Annotated in this window: 15 protein-coding genes; 6 read left to right on the top strand and 9 right to left on the bottom strand. The window is 72.7% G+C overall.

All coding sequences use genetic code 11. From position 1 onward, the window contains the following. Positions 1-211: 211 nt before the first annotated feature. Entirely contained in the window at positions 212-4,903 is a 4,692-nt protein-coding gene (locus IE178_RS20605) for a PAS domain-containing protein (protein ID WP_193513324.1), read from the top strand. A 149-nt stretch (positions 4,904-5,052) separates the two neighbouring features. Here IE178_RS20605 and IE178_RS20610 read toward each other — a convergent pair whose 3' ends face one another. Further along, entirely contained in the window at positions 5,053-5,631 is a 579-nt protein-coding gene (locus IE178_RS20610) for a TetR/AcrR family transcriptional regulator (protein WP_184764410.1), read from the bottom strand. 130 nt (positions 5,632-5,761) lie between these two features. On the opposite strand from IE178_RS20610, the gene IE178_RS20615 reads away from it, so the two are divergent. Next, positions 5,762-7,015 (top strand): MFS transporter, encoded by a 1,254-nt coding sequence (locus IE178_RS20615; RefSeq protein WP_193513325.1) that lies wholly within the window; start codon positions 5,762-5,764, stop codon positions 7,013-7,015. A gap of 113 nt (positions 7,016-7,128) precedes the next feature. Here IE178_RS20615 and IE178_RS20620 read toward each other — a convergent pair whose 3' ends face one another. The 3 genes from IE178_RS20620 to IE178_RS20630 form a co-directional block, all read right to left on the bottom strand. Continuing rightward, a complete protein-coding gene (locus tag IE178_RS20620; protein WP_184764491.1) occupies positions 7,129-8,772 on the bottom strand; it encodes a long-chain fatty acid--CoA ligase in 1,644 nt (547 codons plus the stop codon). A gap of 157 nt (positions 8,773-8,929) precedes the next feature. Continuing rightward, on the bottom strand, positions 8,930-9,490 hold the full coding sequence (locus IE178_RS20625) for a SigE family RNA polymerase sigma factor (protein WP_184764408.1): 561 nt from the start codon (positions 9,488-9,490) through the stop codon (positions 8,930-8,932). A gap of 316 nt (positions 9,491-9,806) precedes the next feature. Next, positions 9,807-10,130 (bottom strand): hypothetical protein, encoded by a 324-nt coding sequence (locus IE178_RS20630; RefSeq protein ID WP_184764407.1) that lies wholly within the window; start codon positions 10,128-10,130, stop codon positions 9,807-9,809. Positions 10,131-10,487: 357 nt separating this feature from the next. On the opposite strand from IE178_RS20630, the gene IE178_RS20635 reads away from it, so the two are divergent. The 3 genes from IE178_RS20635 (at position 10,488) to IE178_RS20645 (ending at position 12,443) form a co-directional block, all read left to right on the top strand. After that, positions 10,488-11,354: a bifunctional DNA primase/polymerase gene (locus IE178_RS20635; protein ID WP_193513326.1), complete on the top strand. Its 867-nt coding sequence runs from the start codon at positions 10,488-10,490 to the stop codon at positions 11,352-11,354. Between the two features lie 74 nt (positions 11,355-11,428). Then, positions 11,429-11,860, top strand: a complete 432-nt coding sequence (locus tag IE178_RS20640) for a hypothetical protein (protein WP_184764405.1) — start codon at positions 11,429-11,431, stop codon at positions 11,858-11,860. A gap of 37 nt (positions 11,861-11,897) precedes the next feature. After that, positions 11,898-12,443: a DinB family protein gene (locus IE178_RS20645; RefSeq protein ID WP_193513327.1), complete on the top strand. Its 546-nt coding sequence runs from the start codon at positions 11,898-11,900 to the stop codon at positions 12,441-12,443. A gap of 556 nt (positions 12,444-12,999) precedes the next feature. Here the strand turns inward: IE178_RS20645 and IE178_RS20650 are convergent. From IE178_RS20650 to IE178_RS20670, 5 genes are all read right to left on the bottom strand, one after another. Further along, a complete protein-coding gene (locus IE178_RS20650; protein WP_193513328.1) occupies positions 13,000-14,301 on the bottom strand; it encodes a type III PLP-dependent enzyme domain-containing protein in 1,302 nt (433 codons plus the stop codon). A gap of 220 nt (positions 14,302-14,521) precedes the next feature. Continuing rightward, on the bottom strand, positions 14,522-16,264 hold the full coding sequence (locus IE178_RS20655; protein ID WP_193513329.1) for a PucR family transcriptional regulator: 1,743 nt from the start codon (positions 16,262-16,264) through the stop codon (positions 14,522-14,524). Between the two features lie 201 nt (positions 16,265-16,465). After that, positions 16,466-17,269, bottom strand: a complete 804-nt coding sequence (locus IE178_RS20660; protein ID WP_193513330.1) for a MerR family transcriptional regulator — start codon at positions 17,267-17,269, stop codon at positions 16,466-16,468. Further along, positions 17,262-17,798: a VOC family protein gene (locus IE178_RS20665; protein WP_193513331.1), complete on the bottom strand. Its 537-nt coding sequence runs from the start codon at positions 17,796-17,798 to the stop codon at positions 17,262-17,264. Before IE178_RS20665 ends, IE178_RS20660 begins: the two co-directional genes overlap by 8 nt. A 1,345-nt stretch (positions 17,799-19,143) precedes the next feature. Next, on the bottom strand, positions 19,144-19,524 hold the full coding sequence (locus IE178_RS20670) for a MerR family transcriptional regulator (RefSeq protein ID WP_193513332.1): 381 nt from the start codon (positions 19,522-19,524) through the stop codon (positions 19,144-19,146). Positions 19,525-19,742: 218 nt separating this feature from the next. Here IE178_RS20670 and IE178_RS20675 point away from each other — a divergent pair, with 218 nt between their 5' ends. After that, positions 19,743-20,216, top strand: a complete 474-nt coding sequence (locus tag IE178_RS20675; RefSeq protein ID WP_193513333.1) for a nuclear transport factor 2 family protein — start codon at positions 19,743-19,745, stop codon at positions 20,214-20,216. Positions 20,217-20,229 lie beyond the last annotated feature (13 nt).

Below are 20,229 nucleotides of genomic sequence, written 5' to 3' on the forward strand. Positions count from 1 at the left end.
CGCGAAGGTTCGGACGGCGTCACCGCAGGCAGTCATGGGTTCCGGGGCTACCGGGCGTCACATCGCCGTCACTTACTCGTGCGTCGTCCGTCCCATCCGACGTCGCGAGCGCAACCCCAGCCCTTAGACTCCCTCGCGTGACACGCTGCGGGCAGGTTGGCAAGATGGCCCGAGCGGTCGGCACGTCGCGGTAACAGGGAGGAAGCGTCTCGTGAGCAGCAGGCCATCCCGAGGCGCTGCTCGCCTCGCAGCCATACTGGATGCGCTTCCCGACGCGCTGGTGCTGGTCAACGCCAACGGAACGGTCGTCAACGCCAACACCATCGCCCTGGAGGCCTTCGAGACCCCGGGCACGGCGCTGGTGGGGCGCGGGCTGCTGGATCTGCTCCCGCAGTTCGACTCCAAGCTCATCCCGGGGTCCATGCGGCGGCCCGACCACATCGACCCCCGGGCGCGCACCAAGCCGACACGGATGATCGCCCGGCGGACCGACGGGACGGAGTTCCCGGTCGAGGTCACCAGTGCGAATCTGGAGACCGGTCAGCAGGCGTACGACAATTACGGCTACACCGCCGACGAACTGCTGATGCTCGTCGTCCGCGACCTCTCCGGCACGGTCGACACCGAGGCGGAGCTCGCGCGTTCGCAGCGGCAGACCGAGATGATCCTGCGCGCCGCCTCCGAGGGCGTCGTCGGGACCGACACGGACGGGCGGATCGTCCTCGTCAACCCGGCCGCCGCCCAGATCCTGGGCTACCGGGCCGGCGAACTCGGCGGGCGCGAGCTGCACACGCTCATCCTGCACTCCCGCGCCGACGGCTCCCCCTTCCCGTACGACGAGTCCCCGCTCGCCGACACCCTGCGCTCCGGGCGCAAGCACCGGGTGCGCGGACAGGTGCTGTACGCCAAGAACGGCGACCAGCTGCCGGTCGACCTGACGACCGCGCCGGTGCGCGACGGCGACCAGCTCGTCGGCGCCGTCATGACCTTCGCCGACCGGCGCCCCTACGACGCGCTGGTCAAGGAGAAGGAGGACGCCGAGCAGCGGCACGCCGAGGAGCTGGAGCGGATCGCCGAGGAACACGCCTTGGAGCTCACCGCCCTGCGCCAGAGCCACGTCACCGAGCTGGAGGAGCTGCGCGAGCGGCACGCGGAGGAACTCGCCGCGAACGAGGAGCGGTACGCCGCGCTCGGCGAGCGGGAGAAGGACCGCTACGAGGCCCTCTCCGCCCGGCACGAGCAGCTGCTCACCCTGCTCGGACAGTCCCTGCGGGGCCCGCTGGAGGAACTGCGCCGGGAACTGTCCGCGCTGGCCGCCGACGACGCCGGACAGCTGTGGCCCGAGGCCAATCAGGTGCTCCACCATCTGTCGGCCGGCTACGCCCGGATCACCACCCTCATCGACAACGTCCTCGGCTACCAGCGACTCGACGTCGGGACCGAGCAGGTCACCCGTACGAAGGTGATGCTCGACGCCGTCGTCGCCGCCGGAGTCGACGGGGCCGTGGAGCTCATCGGTCCCGGGCGGGTCCAGTTCGCCGTGCACGCGCCGCCCATCGAGGCCGAGGTCGACCCGCGGCTGCTCGCGACGGCCCTCGCACATCTCGTCGCCGATGTCGCGGGCGTCGACGCGACCGGCAACACGCCCGTGTCCGCGGGCGGTTACCTGGACAACACCGTCGTGGTCGCGGCGGCGCAGCGCGGTGAGGTCGTACGCATCGAGGTGCGCGGGCCGTACAGCGGCGGTGACCCGGTGCACGAGCCGATCGTGCGCGGGATCGTCCGGGCGCACGGCGGCGTGCTCCAGACGCACGAGGTACCGGGGATGAGCGGCAGCGCGTTCGTCCTCGAGGTGCCGATCGGGGGCGGGGCGGGGGCCGTCGCGGCCACCGCCGCGACCACCGTCGCGGCGATCGAGGCGCCCGTCGCGGTGCCGGGCGCGGATGCGGCCGCGGTGGCGGGCGCAGGCCCGGCCGCGGTGCCGGGCGTGGCTCCCGTTCCGGCTCCGGCCGACGAGGGTGCGCCCGCCGACGGTGCCGAGTCGGCTTCCGGTGGCGGGCGGCGGCGGGCGCGGCGTGCCTCCGTGGATGCCTTCCTGGAGAGCGAGGTGCCGGCTGGGAACGACGGCCCGGAGGCCGCCGTTCCCACCGGGCGGCGCAGGCGCCGGGCGGCTGCCGCCGCCGAGCCCGCGCAGGCCCAGCCACCGGCTCAGGCGTCCGCTGAGGGCGCGGTGGTGTCCGGCGGTACGGGACGGCGGCGGGGTCGGCCCGCCGAGGATGCGGCGGCTGCCGCCGCCGGTACGGCCGGTGGCGCGGTCGGCGCCGAGGTCGAACTCGCCGGTGCCGGGGTGTCCGAGGGGGCCGTCGTCACCGCCGCCGAGCATGCGGCGGGGGCTGCCGCGTCGAACACGGGGCTGGGCGGGACCGTACCCCCGCAGGGAATGCCCGCACCGTCCGGGGGGCGAGCGCGGACCGCGTCCGGCGAACAGCACGCGCTGCCGCCGGCGCTTCCCGCGCCGTCCGGCGGGAACGGGGCGGGCGATGCGTCCCAGGCCGAGGTCCAGGTGCATGTTCCGGCCCAGTCCACGGGGCAGCCGGAGGCGACGGGACGGCGTCGGCGTGCGCTGGCCGCCGCCACGGAGCGGGCGGCGGCGCAGGAGGCCGCGCCCCGTACCGTGTTCGCACTGCCGCCGGCCGAGGCGGATCAAGGGGAGCAGACCGCCGCGCAGCAGGCCGGGCAGGCCCGGCCGGTTGGGCAGGCCGGGGCGGTCGGCCAGGCCGCACAGACGGGCGGGATCGGAACCGTCGCGCCCGGTGAGGGACTGATCGACCACGGCCGCCATGACGCCGTACCGCACGACCAGGCCGACGACCACACCCCGCCGCAGCCGCATCCCACCAGCGCGCCGACGGGCCGCCGCCGACGGGCCGTCGGCCGGCCGGCGGAGGGCGGCGAGCAGGCGGAGGCTCAGGCACCGGCGGGGCAGGCTCCGCCTGTTCAGGCCCCGGGGGGTTCGGCGCAGTGGGGTGCGGTGCCTCCGCAGGGGGTAACCGTTCCGGCGCAGGGGGCTCCGGTCCCGCCACAGGGGGCTCCCATCCCGCCACAAGGCGCTCCGGTTCCGCCACAGGGCGCTCCCATCCCGCCACAAGGCGCTCCGGTCCCGCCGCAAGGCGCTCCCATCCCGCCGCAAGGCGCTCCGGTTCCGCCACAGGGGGCTCCCATCCCGCCGCAAGGCGCTCCGGTTCCGCCGCAGGGGGTAACCGTTCCGGCGCAGGGGGCTCCGGTCCCGCCACAAGGCGCCCCGGTCCCGCCACAGGGCGCTCCCATCCCGCCGCCGGGGGCTCCGGTTCCGCCGCAAAACGCTCCCGTCCCGCCGCCGGGGGCGCCCGTGCCCCCGCCGGGGCACGGAGATGGACACGGAGAGGCGCAGGGACGGCGTCCTGCCGCGCAGCCGCTGCCCGCCGAGGCCCCGCCCGGGCAGGGCACCCCGCCGGAAGGCACCCCGGCTCCGCAGCAGTGGCCCGCCGCAGGCGACACCTCCGGCGCCGGTATGCCCGTACCGCCGGTCCCGGACCCGGCGCAGCCGACCCCTGCCACCGGCACCCCGTTGCCGCCCGAGGGCGCGCCGGCGCCGCGGGCCGCTCAGCCGTTGCCCGCGGAGGCCGCGGCGCCGGTGGATCCGAACTCGACGCAGGGACGGGCGATCAGCGTGCGGACGCTGGGGCAGGGGGTGCCGTTCAACCGTCAGGCCGCTCAGGTCCAGCAGCCGCTGCCGTCGGCCACGCCTCCCCCGCACCAGCCGGGTGGTTCCGGCCGCCGCCGCAAGCTCGGTACGCGTCCCGACCCGGCCGCGGGCAACGAGCAGGGCGCGCGCCCGCATCCGTCGGCCGAGTCCGCACCCGCCACCGCACCCGGCACCGCCCGGGCGTCGGCCCCGCAGCAGGACCGGTCACCGGCACCGACGCACGCACAGGCCCCGGCCCCGGCCCCGGCGCAGCCCCAGCCGCAGCACGCGCCCGCCGGTCAGTCCCGGATCGCTCCGGCAACCGAGGGCACCGGGCGGTCGTACGCCATAGGGGCACCCGACGCCGATGCCGCCGAGGGACCCGAACCGCTGGACGGCCCGGGCGGGGCCGTCGAGGTGGCGGACCCCCCGCGTCCGCAGCCGATGGACGACGAACTGCCCCCGGAGCCGCTGGACAACCCGCGCCGGCTGCTGGTGTGGCCCGCGCCGGACGTCTCCACTCAGCAGGCGCTGAGCGACCGCGGCTACCGGCCGGTGATCGTGCACTCGCGCGAGGAGGTCGACGCGCAGATCGCGGCCTTCCCCGCCGCGCTGTTCGTGGACCCGCTGACCGGGCCGATCACCCGTACGGCGCTCCAGTCGCTGCGGCAGGCGGCGGTGGCCGCCGAGGTGCCGGTGCTCGTCACGGCGGGGATCGGACAGGCCTCGCGCGATGCCGCGTACGGCGCCGATCCCGCCGTACTGCTGAAGGCGCTGGCACCGCGCGACAGCGAACAGCATCCGCCCCGCGTCCTGCTGATCGAGGAGCACGCGGAGATCGCGCTGGCGCTGACCGGGACGTTGGAACGGCGCGGGATGCAGGTCGCGCGGGCCGCGAGTGACGCCGACGCGGTGACGCTGGCGGGGCAGTTCCGGCCGAACCTGGTGGTGATGGACCTGATGCAGGTGCACCGGCGCCAGGCCGGGATCGTGGACTGGCTGCGGGCGAACGGCCAGCTCAACCGCACCCCGCTCGTCGTCTACACCGCCGCCGTCGACCAGGCGGACCTGCCGCGGCTGGCCTCCGGTGAGACGGTGCTGTTCCTCGCGGAGCGGTCCACCAGTGCCGAGGTGCAGGAAAGGATCGTCGACCTGCTCTCGCGGATCGGGACCAACTGATCGGGACCAACTGATCGGAACCGAGAGATCGGAACCGAGAGATCGGAACCGAGTGACCGGGGACCGGCCGTTCGGGCCGACTGGCGGAGGGCCGCGCCCGTACGCCGTCCGGGGCGTCCGGGGCGCCGGGGCGCCCGGCGGCGAAACCGTCAGCGGGCCACCAGGCGGCGGGCCGCTTCCTTCACCGACGCGCGCAGTCGCGCGTTGTCCCCGTCCGCGTCGCCGGCCAGGATGCGGCGCATCTGCGGGACGACGGCCGTCCAGTTCGCGAGCGCGGTCAGCAGGAACAACAGGTCGCCCGCGGGGATGGCGTCGGTGACGACTCCGCGGTCCTGGCCGTCCTTCAGGAGGGCCACCTTGCGGACGTAGTGCTCCTGGCGGCCACTCTCGTGGGGCAGTTCGTCGGTGCCGTACTCCAGGCCCTCCCAGAAGAGCAGGCGCAGCAGTTCGGGATGGGCGGCGTGGTAGTCCATCAGGCGGTCGACCCAGCCCTCGATGTCGTCCGGGTCGACGGGGACGGACTCGGCGAGGTCCATCATCTTCCGTTCGAGGACGATCGCGAACAGCTCCGCCTTGTTGCCGAAGTAGGCGTAGATCAGCTGCTTGTTGGCCTTGGCCTCGGACGCGATGCGGTCGATGCGGGCACCGGCGATGCCGTGGCGGGCGAACTCGGTGACCGCCGCCTCGAAGATCCGGGCCTTGGTGGCCTCGGGGTCCCTGACTCCCATGGGGACAGGGTAGCGCGGCAAGTAACCAACTGTTTGGTTGACAGGGAATCCGACGGCGACGCAGACTGTTCCCCGGTAAGCCAACCAACCGGTTAGTTGTTAGAGCAGGCTCGAAGGGGTTGTCCCGCTCATGTCCTCAGCACCCGGCACCACCACCGTCCAGCAGGGCCACAGGCCACCGGCCGGACGGCAGCCCCACGGGTCCGACACGGCCCGCGGATCCGGCAAGGCCCGGGGTTCCGGTCCGTTCCTCACGCTCATCGCCGTGTGCAGCGCGGTCATGGCCGGCAACATCTACCTCGCCGCCCCGCTGCTCTCCCTGATGGCCCGGGACTTCGGTTCCACGCCGTCCGCCGTGGCCTGGATCGCCTCGGTCGCCCAGCTCGGCTACGCCGCCGGCCTGCTCTTCTTCGCCCCGCTCGGCGACACCGTCAACCGGCGCCGCCTGGTCACCACCCTCACCCTGGTCACCACCGCCGCCCTGATCGCCAGCGCGGTCGCTCCCGGCACCGGCGCGCTGGCCACCGCCGTGTTCGTCGCCTCGGCCGCCACCGTCGTGCCGCAACTCCTCGTCCCGCTGGTCGCCGAACGCGCCCCGGCCGCGCGTCGCGCCCGCCATGTCGCCGCCGTGATCGCCGGCCTGTTCACCGGCATCGTCGCGGCCCGGGTCCTCGGCGGTCTCGCCGGGCAGGCCTTCGGCTGGCGGTGGGTCTTCGTGGGCGCGGCCGTGCTCACGCTCGCCCTGGGACTCGCCACGGCCCTCGTCCTGCCGTCCGTGCGGCAGCCCCGTGACGGCTCGCTGTTCGGCGGCCTCAGCGCGCTGCCCGGACTGTTGCGCCGTTCCCCCGATCTGTGGCGCGCGTCGGTGCGTCAGGCGGGGATGTTCGGTGCGTGGAGCGCCCTGTGGACCTCGCTCGCGCTGCTGCTGACCGGCCCGGCCTACGGCCTGTCCACCGCCACCGCCGGGCTCTTCGGCCTCTTCGGCCTCGCGGCGAGCGCGGTGGCGCCGCTGGCGGGCGGACTCGTCGACCGGTTCGGTGCCGCCCGGGTGGTGCGCGCGGCGTATCTGCTCGCGGCCGTCTCCGTGCCGCTGTTCTGGCTGGGCGGGCACGTCATCTGGGCCCTGTTCGTCGCCGCGATCGCCATCCACGCGGCCCTGGTCGCCTCCCACGTCGCCAACCAGACCCTCGCCCTGACCACCACCTCCAGCCCGGCCACCGCGAACACCGCCTACGTCGTCTCCGGCTTCGCCGGTGGCGCCACCGCCTCGGCCCTCGCGGGCACCGCCTTCACCCACTTCGGCTGGGGCGGGGTGTCGGCGGTGGCGGCGGTGGCACTCGCACTGGGCTGGGGCAGCACGGTGGTGCGGCGGGGACGCCGGTAGCGGCTGCCCGTACGCCGGTGACGGCCGCGCGCCGGGCGGGTTCCGCTCACCGCCCGGCGCCCGCCGGCCGACACGTGTGTGCCGTAAGCCGCCGTACGACGTCTGCCGCGGTGTCAGAGCCGGGTGACGTCCAGTCCCCCCTCGGCGTACTGCCTGCGCAGCACCTTCTTGTCGAACTTGCCGACGCTCGTCTTCGGCACCGACTCGATCACCGTCCAGCGCTCCGGGAGCTGCCACTTGGCGATCTTGCCCTCGTCGGCGAGGAAGGCGCGCAGGGTGGTGAAGTCGGCGGTGGAGCCCTCCTTGAGGACGACCGTGGCCAGCGGGCGCTCGCCCCACTTGTCGTCCGGGACGGCCACCACGGCGGCCTCGACGACGTCCGGGTGGGACATCAGCGCGTTCTCCAGCTCGACCGAGGAGATCCACTCGCCGCCGGACTTGATGACGTCCTTGGCCCGGTCGGTCAGGGTCAGGAAGCCGTCGGCGCTGATGGTGCCGACGTCGCCGGTCTTCAGCCAGCCGTCCGCGCTGAACTTGTCGGCGGGGCGCAGGGGTTCGGCGTCGGGCCCGTTGTAGTAGGCGCCGGCGATCCAGGAGCCCCGCACCTCCAGCTCGCCCGCCGACTCGCCGTCCCAGGGAAGGCGCTCGCCGCCGGGTCCGGTCAGGCGGGCCTCGACACCGGCCGGGAAGCGGCCCTGGGTCAGGCGGTAGGCGAACTCCTCCTCGGTTCCCACGGCGTGGGCAGGCGGCCGGGCGATGGTGCCGAGCGGGGAGGTCTCGGTCATGCCCCAGGCGTGGCAGACCCGCATGCCCAGCTGGTCGAACGCCTCCATGAGCGACGGCGGACAGGCCGAGCCGCCGATGGTGACCTGGGTGAGGGAGGAAACGTCCCGGGGCTTGGCGGTCAGCTCGGCGAGCAGGCCCTGCCAGATGGTGGGGACGGCGGCCGCGTGGGTCGGCTTCTCGCCCTCGATCATCTCGGCGAGCGGGGCGGGCTGCAGGAAGCGGTCCGGCATCAGCAGGTTGACGCCGGTCATGAAGGTGGCGTGCGGCAGGCCCCAGGCGTTGACGTGGAACTGCGGGACCACGACCAGTGAGGTGTCCTGGTCCGTCAGACCCATCGACTGGGCCATGTTGACCTGCATCGAGTGCAGGTAGATCGAGCGGTGGCTGTAGACCACGCCCTTGGGGTCACCGGTGGTGCCGGAGGTGTAGCACATGGCCGCGGCGGCACGCTCGTCCAGCTCCGGCCAGTCGTAGGCGACGGGCTGTCCGGCGATCAGGTCCTCGTACTCGTGCACCCGCGCGGTGGCGTCCGCCAGCGCCGAACGGTCCCCGGGGCCGGAGACGACCACGTGCTCGACGGTCTTCAGGTGCGGCAGCAGGGGAGCGAGCAGCGGGATCAGCGAACCGTTGACGATGATCACCCGGTCGGCGGCGTGGTTGACGATCCACACGAGCTGCTCGGCCGGGAGGCGGAGGTTCAGGGTATGGAGCACCGCCCCCATGGAGGGGATCGCGAAGTACGCCTCGACGTGCTCGGCGTTGTTCCACATGAGGGTGGCCACCCGGTCGTCGCCGGCGACCCCGAGGTCCTCGCGCAGGGCGTGGGCCAGCTGGGCCGCGCGGGCGCCGATCTCGGCGTAGCTGCGGCGGTGCGGTTCGCCCTCACCGGTCCAGGTGGTCACCAGTGATGTCCCGTGGATCGTCGACCCGTGGTCGAGGATCCTCGAGATCAGCAGCGGTACGTCCTGCATGGTGCTCAGCACGGCGTCCTCCTGGGCGACATCGCCTGCGCGTCGGTAGGGGTCGCGCTGATTCTGCGCACATACCGAGCGGTATGTCACTAGGGGAGCGGATGATCGATCACGCCCCGCCGGACGAGGTCTGCCGTCGGTTTCCCTCAGGGCCGTCTCACTGTCGGACAATCCCCAGTTCAGCATCCTCACGCAGCTTGCCGAGGGCCCGCGACACGGCGGACTTCACGGTCCCCACCGACACGCCGAGCACTTCGGCCGTCTGGACCTCGCTGAGGTCCTCGTAGTACCGCAGGACGACCATCGCCCGCTGCCGCGCGGGCAGCCGCATGATCGCCCGCCACATCGCGTCGCGCAGTGCCTGCTGCTCGGCCGGGTCGTCACCGGCCGGCACCGGGTCGGGCTCGGGCAGCTCGTCGCAGGCGAACTCGTCGACCTTGCGCTTGCGCCACTGCGAGGTCCGCGTGTTCAGCAGCGCCCGGCGCACATAGCCGTCGAGCGCGCGATGGTCCTCTATGCGCTCCCAGGCGACGTACGTCTTGGCGAGCGCGGTCTGCAGCAGGTCCTCCGCGTCGCTCGGATTCCCGGTCAGCGACCGGGCGGTACGCAGGAGCACCGGCTGCCGTGCCCTCATGTACGACGAGAACGACGGGTACGGGAGGGTCTGCGTCGCCGGAGCAGCGGCGTTCGACGCGCTGGTGCAGACGGGTGTGGTCATGGCTCAACGCTATGAGCGGTGCCCCGTCCGGCGGATCGGCCGCAGGTCCCGAAGACGAATCCCCCTCAGGTTGTAGGGGTGGGGTTCGCTGCACCTCCTGAAGGTGGACGAGCGGATGAGGGGTACTGCGGGTTGACCCCTGGGGGAGAGGCCGAGCGCGCCGGCCGGGGCGCCATCGGGGGGAGGCCCGGGATGGCCCTGACGGACTCCGAGAACGCCTGAGCGGCGATGCCGAAGCACCGCCGCCCGGACGCCCTGCCCCCACGAAGCACACCCGCACCCCGGCCGTCAGAGGGCCGTCGGCCCTCTCACCTCATCACCACAGCGGGGTGAAGCTGATGGCCACGTTGTCCTCGCCCTGGTTGACGGCGGTGAACGCGGAGCCGGTGACCTGGGCGGTGTTGCTCTCGTTCGCGGCGCCGAGGCCGGTGGCCTGCTGCTGTGTGGTGGCCGAGTTGCCGAAGTTGTCACCGCCGACACCACTGCCGAGGGCATCGACCTCGGAGCTCGTGGCCGTCGCGTTCGATCCGTCGTCCGCGAGGGCGCCGCCGTCCGCGGTCGCGACACCGGTGAAGAGGGCGGCCGCGAGCGGTAGCGCGGAGACGGCGGCGATGACGCGGACGGTACGGATGTGTGCCATGTTGTGTTCCCTCCAGAACAAGGACGCACCGGCTTATGGCCGTCTGTGCGTGAAGTACGGCGGTCACCGGGGAAGTCGCCCCCGCCCCGGTGCTGTGCACGACGTCGCGGGATCAGAGTTGCCCACGGAATCCCCGGCGAACCACCCCGGAAGCCGCCATTCGCACGCAAGCGTGATGACACGTCGTTAAACCCCCTCACGCCCCCCGCATCACGCACCGCCCCGACAGGGACATCCCCACCCCGAGCCCCACAAGGGATGAAGCGTTCCGGCACAGGTCCCGCCGACCTCACCATCCCCGGCGCGTCGCGCCCACGCCCCCTTCCCTTTGTCGAACGCCTGTACGAAAATGGCGTCATGGCCACCACCGACCGGCAGGCCACGACGCTGGCCCTCGCACACGCCCTGTCAGCCGCCGAACGCGGACTGGCCGTCATCCCCCTGTCCCGGACGAAGCTCCCGGCCCTGCGCTCACCGCACCGCGACGATCCCGACCCCGCCCCGTGCCACGGCGCGTGCGGCCGCCCGGGTCACGGCGTCCACGACGCCTCCACCGACCCCACCCGCGTCCGCGAGCTCTTCGCCGCCGCACCCCGCGCCACCGGCTACGGCATCGCCTGCGGACTGCCCCCGCACCACCTCATCGGCGTCGACCTGGACACGAAGACCGGTACGGACTCCTCGGCCGCCCTGCGCGAGCTCGCCCTGCGCCACCTGTTCACGATTCCCGCCACGGTGGTCGTCGTGACCCCGAGCGGCGGCCGCCATCTGTGGCTGAGCGGACCGCCGGACGTCGTCGTCCCGAACTCCGCGGGCCGCCTCGCCCCCGGCATCGACATCAGGGGCGCCGGCGGCTATCTGGTCGGCCCCGGCTCCCGTACGGGCCACGGCACCTACGCCACCGCCCCGGGCACCGCGCACCTGCCCCCGGCGCCCTGTCCCCCCGCCCTCCTCCGCCTGCTCCTCCCACCGCCCCGGGCGCACCACCCGACGCCCCCGTCGGACGGCGGACGCGGCCGGGGACTGGTCCAGTTCGTCCTCGCCGCGCACGCGGGCCAGCGCAACACCCGCCTGTTCTGGGCGGCCTGCCGTGCCTACGAGGACGGCATCGGCCCCGCCCTGGTGGATCCCCTCGTCGACGCGGCCCGTGCCACGGGCCTGTCCGAACGCGAGGCCCGCGCGACGATCGCGTCGGCCGCGCGGATGACGGGCCACCGCCCCTGACCGCCCCTCTTCCCTCCCCGCTCCCCCACGAAAACCGAAAGACCCGGATGCACCACGGCTCTAGAGTGCCGACCATGGCACTCGCCCGCGTCGTCCTCGCCGCCGGCCGTTCCGTCGACCTCACCGAGCTGCGGATGTCGTCGACGTACGGCGGGCTACTGGAGGGCTACCCCTGCAAGCCCCTCAACGACCTGAGGATCGCCGGGCTGCTCCGCTCCGCCGAACGCGACTTCCCCGGAGCGCCGGTCCACCTGATCACGCCCCCGCGCGAGTACCCCGACCAGTACGCGGGCGCGTTCGGCCCGGTGGAGGTGCTGCCCGCCGTGACCTGCGTCGGCAGCTTCCGCTCCGAGGCGCTCGACCCGGCCCATGACCGCGCCCTGTACCGCTCCCGCCTCACCGTGGTCTGGTTCCAGCCGACCCCGCGCGTGCCGTCGGGCTGCGACGCCGCACCCGGGCTGCGGGACGTGTCCTGGGAGCGGCTGGCCACGGACGAAGAGCTCTGACCATCCTCTGACCACCCACGCCACTGAAGGCCTCCGAATGAACACCTCTGCGCCCGTCCCTCCCCCCGCCACCCGTTCCGCGCTGCTGCGCCGTCAGTTCGACTTGACCTGGTCGCTGTTCGAGTACCACCTGGAGCGGCTGGAGCCGGAGGACTTCCTGTGGGAGCCCGCTCCCCTGTGCTGGACCGTACGCAGGTCCCCCGACGGAACCTGGGTGCCGGACTGGGCGGACACCGAGCCCGACCCCGTACCCGTGCCCACCGTCGCCTGGGTGAGCTGGCACATCGGCTGGTGGTGGAGCGTGACCCTGGACCACGCGCGGGGGCGACAGCCCCGGGACCGCACCGACGTCACCTGGCCCGGCGAAGGCGCACCCACGGTGGAGTGGCTGCGCGACCTGCGCACACAGTGGCTGGCCGTCCTGGACGACCTCACCGACACCGACCTGGACGCCACGGCCCTGTTCCCCCGGCCGGACGACCCCACGTACACCGTCGCCGCCATGCTCGCCTGGGCCAACGCCGAACTGATGAAGAACGTGACGGAAATCGGTCAGCTGCGGCTGCTGCGAGCAGCGTCCTGACGAGTGTCAGTGGTGGCTGCGATGCTCCCGGCATGCCCCCTTCCGACGCGTCGTCCGGCACCTCGGCCCGCTTCCTGAGCCGATCCGAGGAGAACCGCGGCGAGACCACCACCGCCGGGCCGCCACCCCCCGCCCTTCGACGGCCGACGGCCCCGCCCCGGGGCGGTTCGGCTCTCGGCGTGCGCGCGTCCGCTCCCGTGGAGAAGCCCCGGACCGGTGGTCCGGGGCTCCTGCGGCGTCAGCGGGTCTGTGCCCATACCGCCAGCAGACCCACTACGGCCGTACCGGCCCCGTAGCACGCGCCCCGAAGGAACTGGTCGGCCGCGATGCGGCGGCGCCGTGAGATCCACCGCACTACATCACACGTCGCTCTGCCGCAGCGCGTCCCCGTGACGGACAGCCGTCGTCCGACGGCACCCCACCGGCGCGGGGGCCTCGTTTTCTCCGTGGGGCACCCCGACCGGGCGCACCGTACTTTCATGGTGGTTGCACCTTCCTCTCTCCTGGTCTCCTGGCTACGACGCGGTGTGCTGGTGGGTCACGCGGGGAGCGGGGGTCAACGGCCGGCGAGGGCCGGGGCCGGGTGGGCGTCCTGAGCGGGGCGGAGCAGCCGGAAGGTGACCCGGCCGTCGGCGTCGACGCGGGCGCCGTGCACGGCGGGCTCGGGCAGGCTGTTGTAGTGGAACGGCGTGGAGAAGTAGTAGGCACCGGTGTCCGGGACGACGACGAGGTCGCCGACGTCGAGGAGGGGCAGCGCGCGGTCGCGTGCCAGCAGGTCGCCGGCGAAGCAGCACGGGCCCGCGATGTCCTGCGGCACCGGCCGGCCGTGCTTGGCCCGGCCGTGGGGGTCGTGGGCCTCGATCCGCAGGGGCCAGGCGTCGGGGGCGAACACCGTGCGCGTGGCGACCTGCGCGCCCGCGTGGGTGATCGCGATCGGGCGCCCGCCGACGGTCTTGGTGTACTCGACATACGCGGCCATGAAGCCGTTCTTGGCCAGCACGGAGCGGCCGAACTCGGTGACGATCTCGTACGCGCCGGAGAACAGGGCGGGGGCGTGCTCGCGCAGGTGGTCCACGTAGGTGTCGAAGCCGGGCGTCGTCTCGTCGCTGTCGAAGTTGACCGGCAGGCCTCCCCCGATGTCGATGCCGGTGACCTGGCGGCGGCCGAGGTGGGCGTTGACCTCCTCGGCGAACTCCACCGCCTTCGCTATGCCCCGGGCGATCAGGGGCAGGGGGCAGCCCTGCGAGCCGACGTGCGTGTGCACCCAGGTGAGCCAGGGCCGGTCCCGGTACGCCTGGAGCAGTCGTCGCCGGTTGCCCTCGTCCTCCAGGGGGATGCCGAACTTCGAGGTCGCGGTGGCCGTGCTCATGGCGGAGATCGATCCGCCGCCGACCTGGGGGTTGATGCGCACGCCGATCCGCGAGCCGGAGGAGCGGGTCGCCAGGATCTCGTCCAGCCGCGCCAGTTCCTGGAAGCTGTCCGCGTTCACCGCGACCCCGAGGCTCAGTGCCCGGGCCAGTTCGGCCCGCGTCTTGGCCGGGGAGTCGAACACGATGTGCGCGGGCTCGAAGCCCGCCTCCAGGGCCTGGGCGAACTCGCCGGCGCTGGCGACCTCGCAGCCCATGCCGTTCAGGCGCAGTTCCTCGAGTACCGGAACCAGGCAGTTCGCCTTGGCCGCGAACGCGTGCAGGACCCGGAGGCGGGCGGGGAACGCGCTGTGCAGGGACGTGACGGTCTCGCGGACGCCGTCGAGGTCGACGAACCCGGCCAGTACGGCCGTCTCGGGTTCCAGGAGCCCCTGCTGGACCGCCGCCCGCAGTATCCGCTCGCGCCGGCCTGCCTTGTCGGAACCACTCATCGTGCACCCTCCCTGAACCGGTGAACCGGGGTCTCACCGCCCACGGCTGCCGTGGGCGGTGAGACCAGACTCCCGTCGGAAGGGTGCGGGTGTCTTCGTCGGATATTCCGGTGTCGCGCCGCGCGGTTCTCACCGTGGAGCGAAACCCGGGACGTGGCACGGCCGCCGTTGTGCGCGAGCACGAAGGAACCGCCCGTTCTTCGTGGCGGCGCCCGAGTGCTCAGCCCTCGCGGCCGCCCCCGCGCTCGAGGAGGCGCAGTTGCAACTGGGCGAGGAGCCGGGCGTCCGGGCTGCCGAGGTCGAGCCCGGACACCTCGGTGAGCCGGCTGATGCGGTGCCGCAGGCTGTTCGCGTGCACACCCAGCGCCCGGGCGGTGTCCGGCACATGACCGAAGTGGTCGAGGTACGCCCGCAGGGTCTGCACCATGGTGCCCCCGCCCGGCCCGGCGTCGAACGCCACCAGACGTGCCACCGGTGTGTCCGGCGCCGGTGACGGTCCCGGCAGCGTGTCCAGCATCTGGTTCAGGGCGATCGTCTCGGCCACCTCGCTCGCGAAGGCGACGGTGCGGGGCTCTCCCGTCGTGCCTGGCGTACCCGTCGTGCCTGGCGTACCCGTCGTCGCCGGCGTGTCCGGCGTTGCCCTCGTGCCCGGCGTTGCCCTCGTGCCCGTCGTGAGCAGGGCGCCCAGTGCCAGGTCCGCCGACCGGCGGGACTCGGGCAGGCCCGCCAGGGTGTCGGCCACCGTGCCCAGCCCGATCCTCGCTTCCGGCCCGAACGCGTCGGCCACCTGCCGGACCAGGGACCTCCCCAGACGCCCCACCTGTTCGACGGCCCGCCGCCGGTCCTGGTGCAGCCCGCCCACCAGGACCAGCGCTCCCTGGTCGACCGGCACCACCACCGGCATGAGGCCGTCCGCGCCGCAGCGCACCGCCAGCAGGGCGCACAGCCTCCCGGTCTGCTCCCCCTTGCAGGAGGCTCCCGGACGTACCGCCAGGACGGCGCAGTTCCCGTGCACCGGTATCCCGGTGCGTTCGGCCAGTACGTCGGCGGATCCCCGTCCGTCGAGCAGCGCGCGGGCCGCGTCCTCGACCAGCCGGGCGTGCGTGCGGTGCGACCGGTGGTGGAGCAGATGTACGGCGGCCACCCGCGCCGCCGACCGCAGCGTGTCGGCGGCGTGCGGCGGGAGGTCGCCGCCCGCGGCCGCCACCCAGATCGATCCCAGGATCTCCCCGCCCGCCCGGACGGCCACCACCAGGCGTTCGGGGTTCTCCCCGTGCGCCGGCCGGTGGATGACGTCACCCGAGCCCCACAACGCCCGGAAGAAGCCGGCCTCCCGCATGGCGGCCACGCGCCACTCCGGCACCCGGCGGCCGAGGATCGTCAGCCGGCGCAACTCGTCCACGTCCTCCTTCGTGGACGAGTACGCCAGGACCCGGGACTCGACGTCCTCGATCGTCACCGCGCCGCCGACCAGCACCGCCACCGCGTCGGCCAGCCCGTTGAGGTCGCCCGGCGTCACAGCCGCCACGGCCGGGTCCGCGGGGACTCCCGACAGGACCAGACCGGCCCGCAGCGCGCCGACCAGTTCGGTCCAGCCGCACCATGCCGTCCGGAAGAGCACCGCCGTACCGGTGTCCTCGGCGGCCGTCCGCAGCGCGTCCGGGTGCCGCCCCGTCCTCCCCGGCCCGAAGACCACCGCGGCCGCCCCCGAGCCGGCGGCCTGCCGCACGACGTCGACGGCGGCGGCCGACTGCGGATCGACACCCACGGCCAGCAGCACCTGCCCGCGCGGCTGCCCCGGCTCCAGGGGGTCCAGCACCGTGACCCCCTCGACCACGGCGCCCAGGCCGCGCGGGGCCGCGCCCGGCTCCAGCACACCGGCCCCCATGACCGCCAGCAGCCTCTCCAGCGTCGGCCCCGCCGAGGCGGCGTCCCCCTGCCCGGCCCCTTCGTTCGGCACCATCCGGCCCCCCTAGAGTCGGTGCGTCGCGTGACGCTGAGTGTAGGGCGAGTCACGGGAACGGCGTGGGGAGTCGCCCGGCCGGCGCCGCCTGCCGCGCGCCCCCCGCACTGCCCGCGCGCGAGCGGCCCGGCGGACCCCGTCGGACCGGACGGCCTCGGCGAGCCGGTGCCACTGCGGGCCTCGGGCGGGCTGACGTACCGGCTACTGCCAGGTCGCGGTGTCGGGGTCGATGCCGTGGGCGCGCGCGCTGGCGTCGACGATGTGACGGAACCACGTGGCAAGGCCGGCGCGGATGCCGTCGTAGTGGGCGGCGAACGCCGGATCGGCCTCATACATACGGCCGAGACAGACCTGCATCTGCCTGGTGAGGGGGAAGTACGAAGCGAAGACCTCGCGGTGCCGCTCGACGAGTCGGTTCGCCTCCGGGCTGCCGGGTGTGACGCCGGCGTCCATCGCCTCCCCGAGGGCGCGCTCGAGGCCGGCGACCGCGTCGGCGACGGCCTGCCACTCCTGCGGGTCGCGGGAGGCCGAGCGTTCGGCGTACTGCCGCCATTGCGTCGTGTCTCCGTAGCGCTGACGGGCTTGGGCGGGCCAGTCCGGGTTCCACTGGGGTCCGAAGATCGCGGTCTGCTGTTCGACGGTCAGCAGCAGACCGCGCTCGTGGGCGTCGATCATCCGGTCCAGTCCGGCACTGAGCTGCTGGAGGCGGTCGATCCGTTCGGCGACCTGGGTGCGCTGCGCGCGCAATGCGCCGGGCACGTCTGCGGTCGAGTCGTCCAGGACGGCTTGAATCCGGTCCAGGCCGAGACCGATCTCACGGTAGACGACGATGCGGTGCAGACGTTCCAGATCACCAGCGGTGTAGAGCCGGTATCCGGCAGCCGTGCGCAGCGACGGTCGGGCCAGACCGATCTCGTCCCAGTGGTGCAGCGCGCGGACCGTCACGCCCAGACCCGCCGAGACCTGACCGACGGTCAGGCCATCGGGGTCCGTGGCATCAGGCATGGTCCTCATTGTCGCCGCGACCGACGCCCGGCGGGGTGATACCGATGGCTTCAAGGTTCCGTGCCTCCTGACTGGCCGGATCGAAGGGCTTCGCCGCGGTGAAGACGATCCGTGCGTTCTCGGGGGTGATCACCTCCACATCGCGGGTGTTCCAGGGAGTGTCCCGTGGACCATCGACCGAGTCCGGCCGCACCGCACGACAGGCCTCGACCAGGGAATCGACCTGGCCGAGCACGCACGCGAAACTGAGGCTCATCGCCGGCGCCTGCTCCGGAACGCTCTCCGCCGTGACGAGGAGTACGTCCTGGAACGCCCACCGGCGCAGATGCACCAGCCGGCCGGGGATGCCGAACAGTTCGAAGAACCCGAGCCCACGAACCCAGAAGTCCACCGACGCCGCCAGATCGCTCGTGGGGATCGTCACGAACGCGGGCATTCCGTAGATGCCGCGGAACGGCTCCGGCGGAACCGCATCCGGGCCGGGAGCGGGCACGGGACTCATCTCGAACGCGTCGTAGTAGTCGCTCATGCACCCCACCCTTCAGCCTCACGCACCGTGAGGGTCAAGCCAGGTCCGACCGGCGTCCGGTGACCCTTCGCCGACAAGTCCGTACCCCCATGCCTCCGGCGGAGGATCGGCGGGCACCGGGATGCAGGGGGCGCCGTCCCCGACCGCGGGTCCGTAGTGGCGTGCGCGGGGGCGCCCATCCGTACACGTGGTCGTCAAGACCCGCCGGGAGGCTGATGAGCCTTCCTCATCCCCGCAGCGAAGGACGCGGCACCCACTCCGGCGGTGATCAACCCCGCGACGGAGGTGATGATCGCAGGAACGTCGGTTCCCCCAGTCCCGGCGGTGGCCTCCTCGGCATGCCCCGACTCGACGGTTTTGGTGATCGTCACCGTCACGGCCGGAGCAGGTGGTGGCACTTCCGGAGTCGCACTCTCGTCGTCAGTGGAACCGGGCGGCGTGGCCCCCGGTGTGGCCTCGTCGCTGCTGGGGGACGCACCGGGGGGCCGTTCCGTGCTGGTCTTACTCCCGGGCGGTGTGGCAGGAGGCGATGGCGACCGGGGCGTGTGGGACGACGTGTGGGAAGGCGACGTCGAGCCGCCCGACTCCTGACCACCCAAACTGCTGAGGACAGCCACAGCGAGCATCACCACGCTCACACCCATCAGAGCAGCGCCCACCCATACCAGGCGTGATCGTCTCGCGGCGGCACGCCTGCGAGCATCCTCCGGTGGCTGACGCCTCGGCCCGGGGTCCATCACCCTCTCAGGGTGCGGCACGATCACCGGCCATGCGACATGACCACGTTCCATGGGTACCGCCGGTTTCCAACGGCCCTGCACGTCTCTCATCAGCAGCAAGATCAGACCTGCCGATATCCAGCAGCACCCCCGTCCGGTGAAGCGTGCATGAGCACCACGCCGCGGAACATCGGACAGTCAGGGCGTCCGAACATGCGAACGACCCCCGACCAGCTACCCAGGTCAGGGGCCGTTTTCCACTGCTCTCAGCGCGGAGGCGGTGGGATTTGAACCCACGGTGACATCGCTGCCACGACGGTTTTCAAGACCTTTCGGCGATCAAGGCCGTTGACCGCTGCGCCGCAGGTCAGACGCGCGCAGGCATCCCCGCCGAGCCGTCGCCGTTGCCGTCGTGCCCCCTACGTGCCCCTGGACGCCGTCATGTCCGCTGGACCACACGTCGGATGCTTCGGCCGCCTGGCCGTCGCGGCGGAGCGGCCCTCGGCGTCGGTCATTCATAAAAGTGGCGCGCTCCACCTGGACGCCAGGTACCCACGCCCGCTCCGCGGTGTGTGGGTCGAGGGCGGACCAGACGGGAGCTAGGTTCTGTCTCTTTGGTGGCGCCCTCAGGCTGATCCTGTCGATTGGGCGTCGCCGCGGTCCATGGCGTCGATCAGTTCGGTCAGGGAGGCCCGGTTGCGTTCGAGGGAGTCGATGCGTTCGGTCATCCGGTCTCGCTCGCGCACGAGCATCGCCCGCAGCTCGGGGGCTGTGCTGGGGACCATCTCGTGCGGGTGCTCAACGCTGTGGAGCATCGGTGCGATGGCTCGCGTCGGGACACCTGCGTCGAGAAAGCAGCGGATCTTCTCCGCTCGCTCGACGAGGGTCTCGTCGTAGTCGCGGTATCCGTTGTCGGCGCGCTGGGGCGTGATGAGGCCCTGCTCCTCGTAGTAGCGGAGCATGCGCGCGGTGATCCCCGTCCTCCGCGCCAGTTCGCCGATCCTCATCGGTACACCACCAAGGCTCTCATGATGTCAAGGTTACTCCGTGCGGAAGCTGGACTCGTGAGGCGACGTCGCGAGCCGACTTGACCTTGACATGGTGAGAAGGTTGCACGCTGTTCGTGGCTGCTGTCGGACCACACCTAGCAGTGCGCTGTCCGACGCTGCCGTCGACCAAGAGGGGCGACCACGTCGCCCGACCGCATTACGAAGGAGACCAGAGCATGGCCACGGAATTCAGCTTCGGCAAGTTGATGCCGCACCTCACCTCGGGCACGCCTCTGGACCGGCCTACGAACCCGCCCACCGAAGAGCACATGCGGAAGGCCATCGAGGGCTACATCGACAACATCACCAACCCGGATCCGGACTACGCGGCCAAGTACCTCGCCGTGCCGCGCACCATCCAGGATCCGGTGGGGACGAAGCCCATCACTCTCCGTGGCAACGGAGAGGAGTCGCTGGACGAGATGAAGCAGCTCCTCGACGTGCCCTTCACACCCAAGAGGGCCGAGCTGACCGCTCCCATCAGCTTCTCCCTAGGGAACACAGCGGCCATGGCGTTCAAGCTCTGGGCGGAGGTGGACGGCCGCGACCTCAGCATCGACATCATCGAAGTCATGACCTTCGACGAATCCGGGAAGATCTGCGACCAGATGGCGTACTGGGGCGTGGAGAACGTCACTGTCCTCGACTGAGCACTACGTCCCT

The organism is Streptomyces griseoloalbus, assembly GCA_014650015.1.
GTDB lineage: Bacteria > Actinomycetota > Actinomycetes > Streptomycetales > Streptomycetaceae > Streptomyces > Streptomyces griseoloalbus.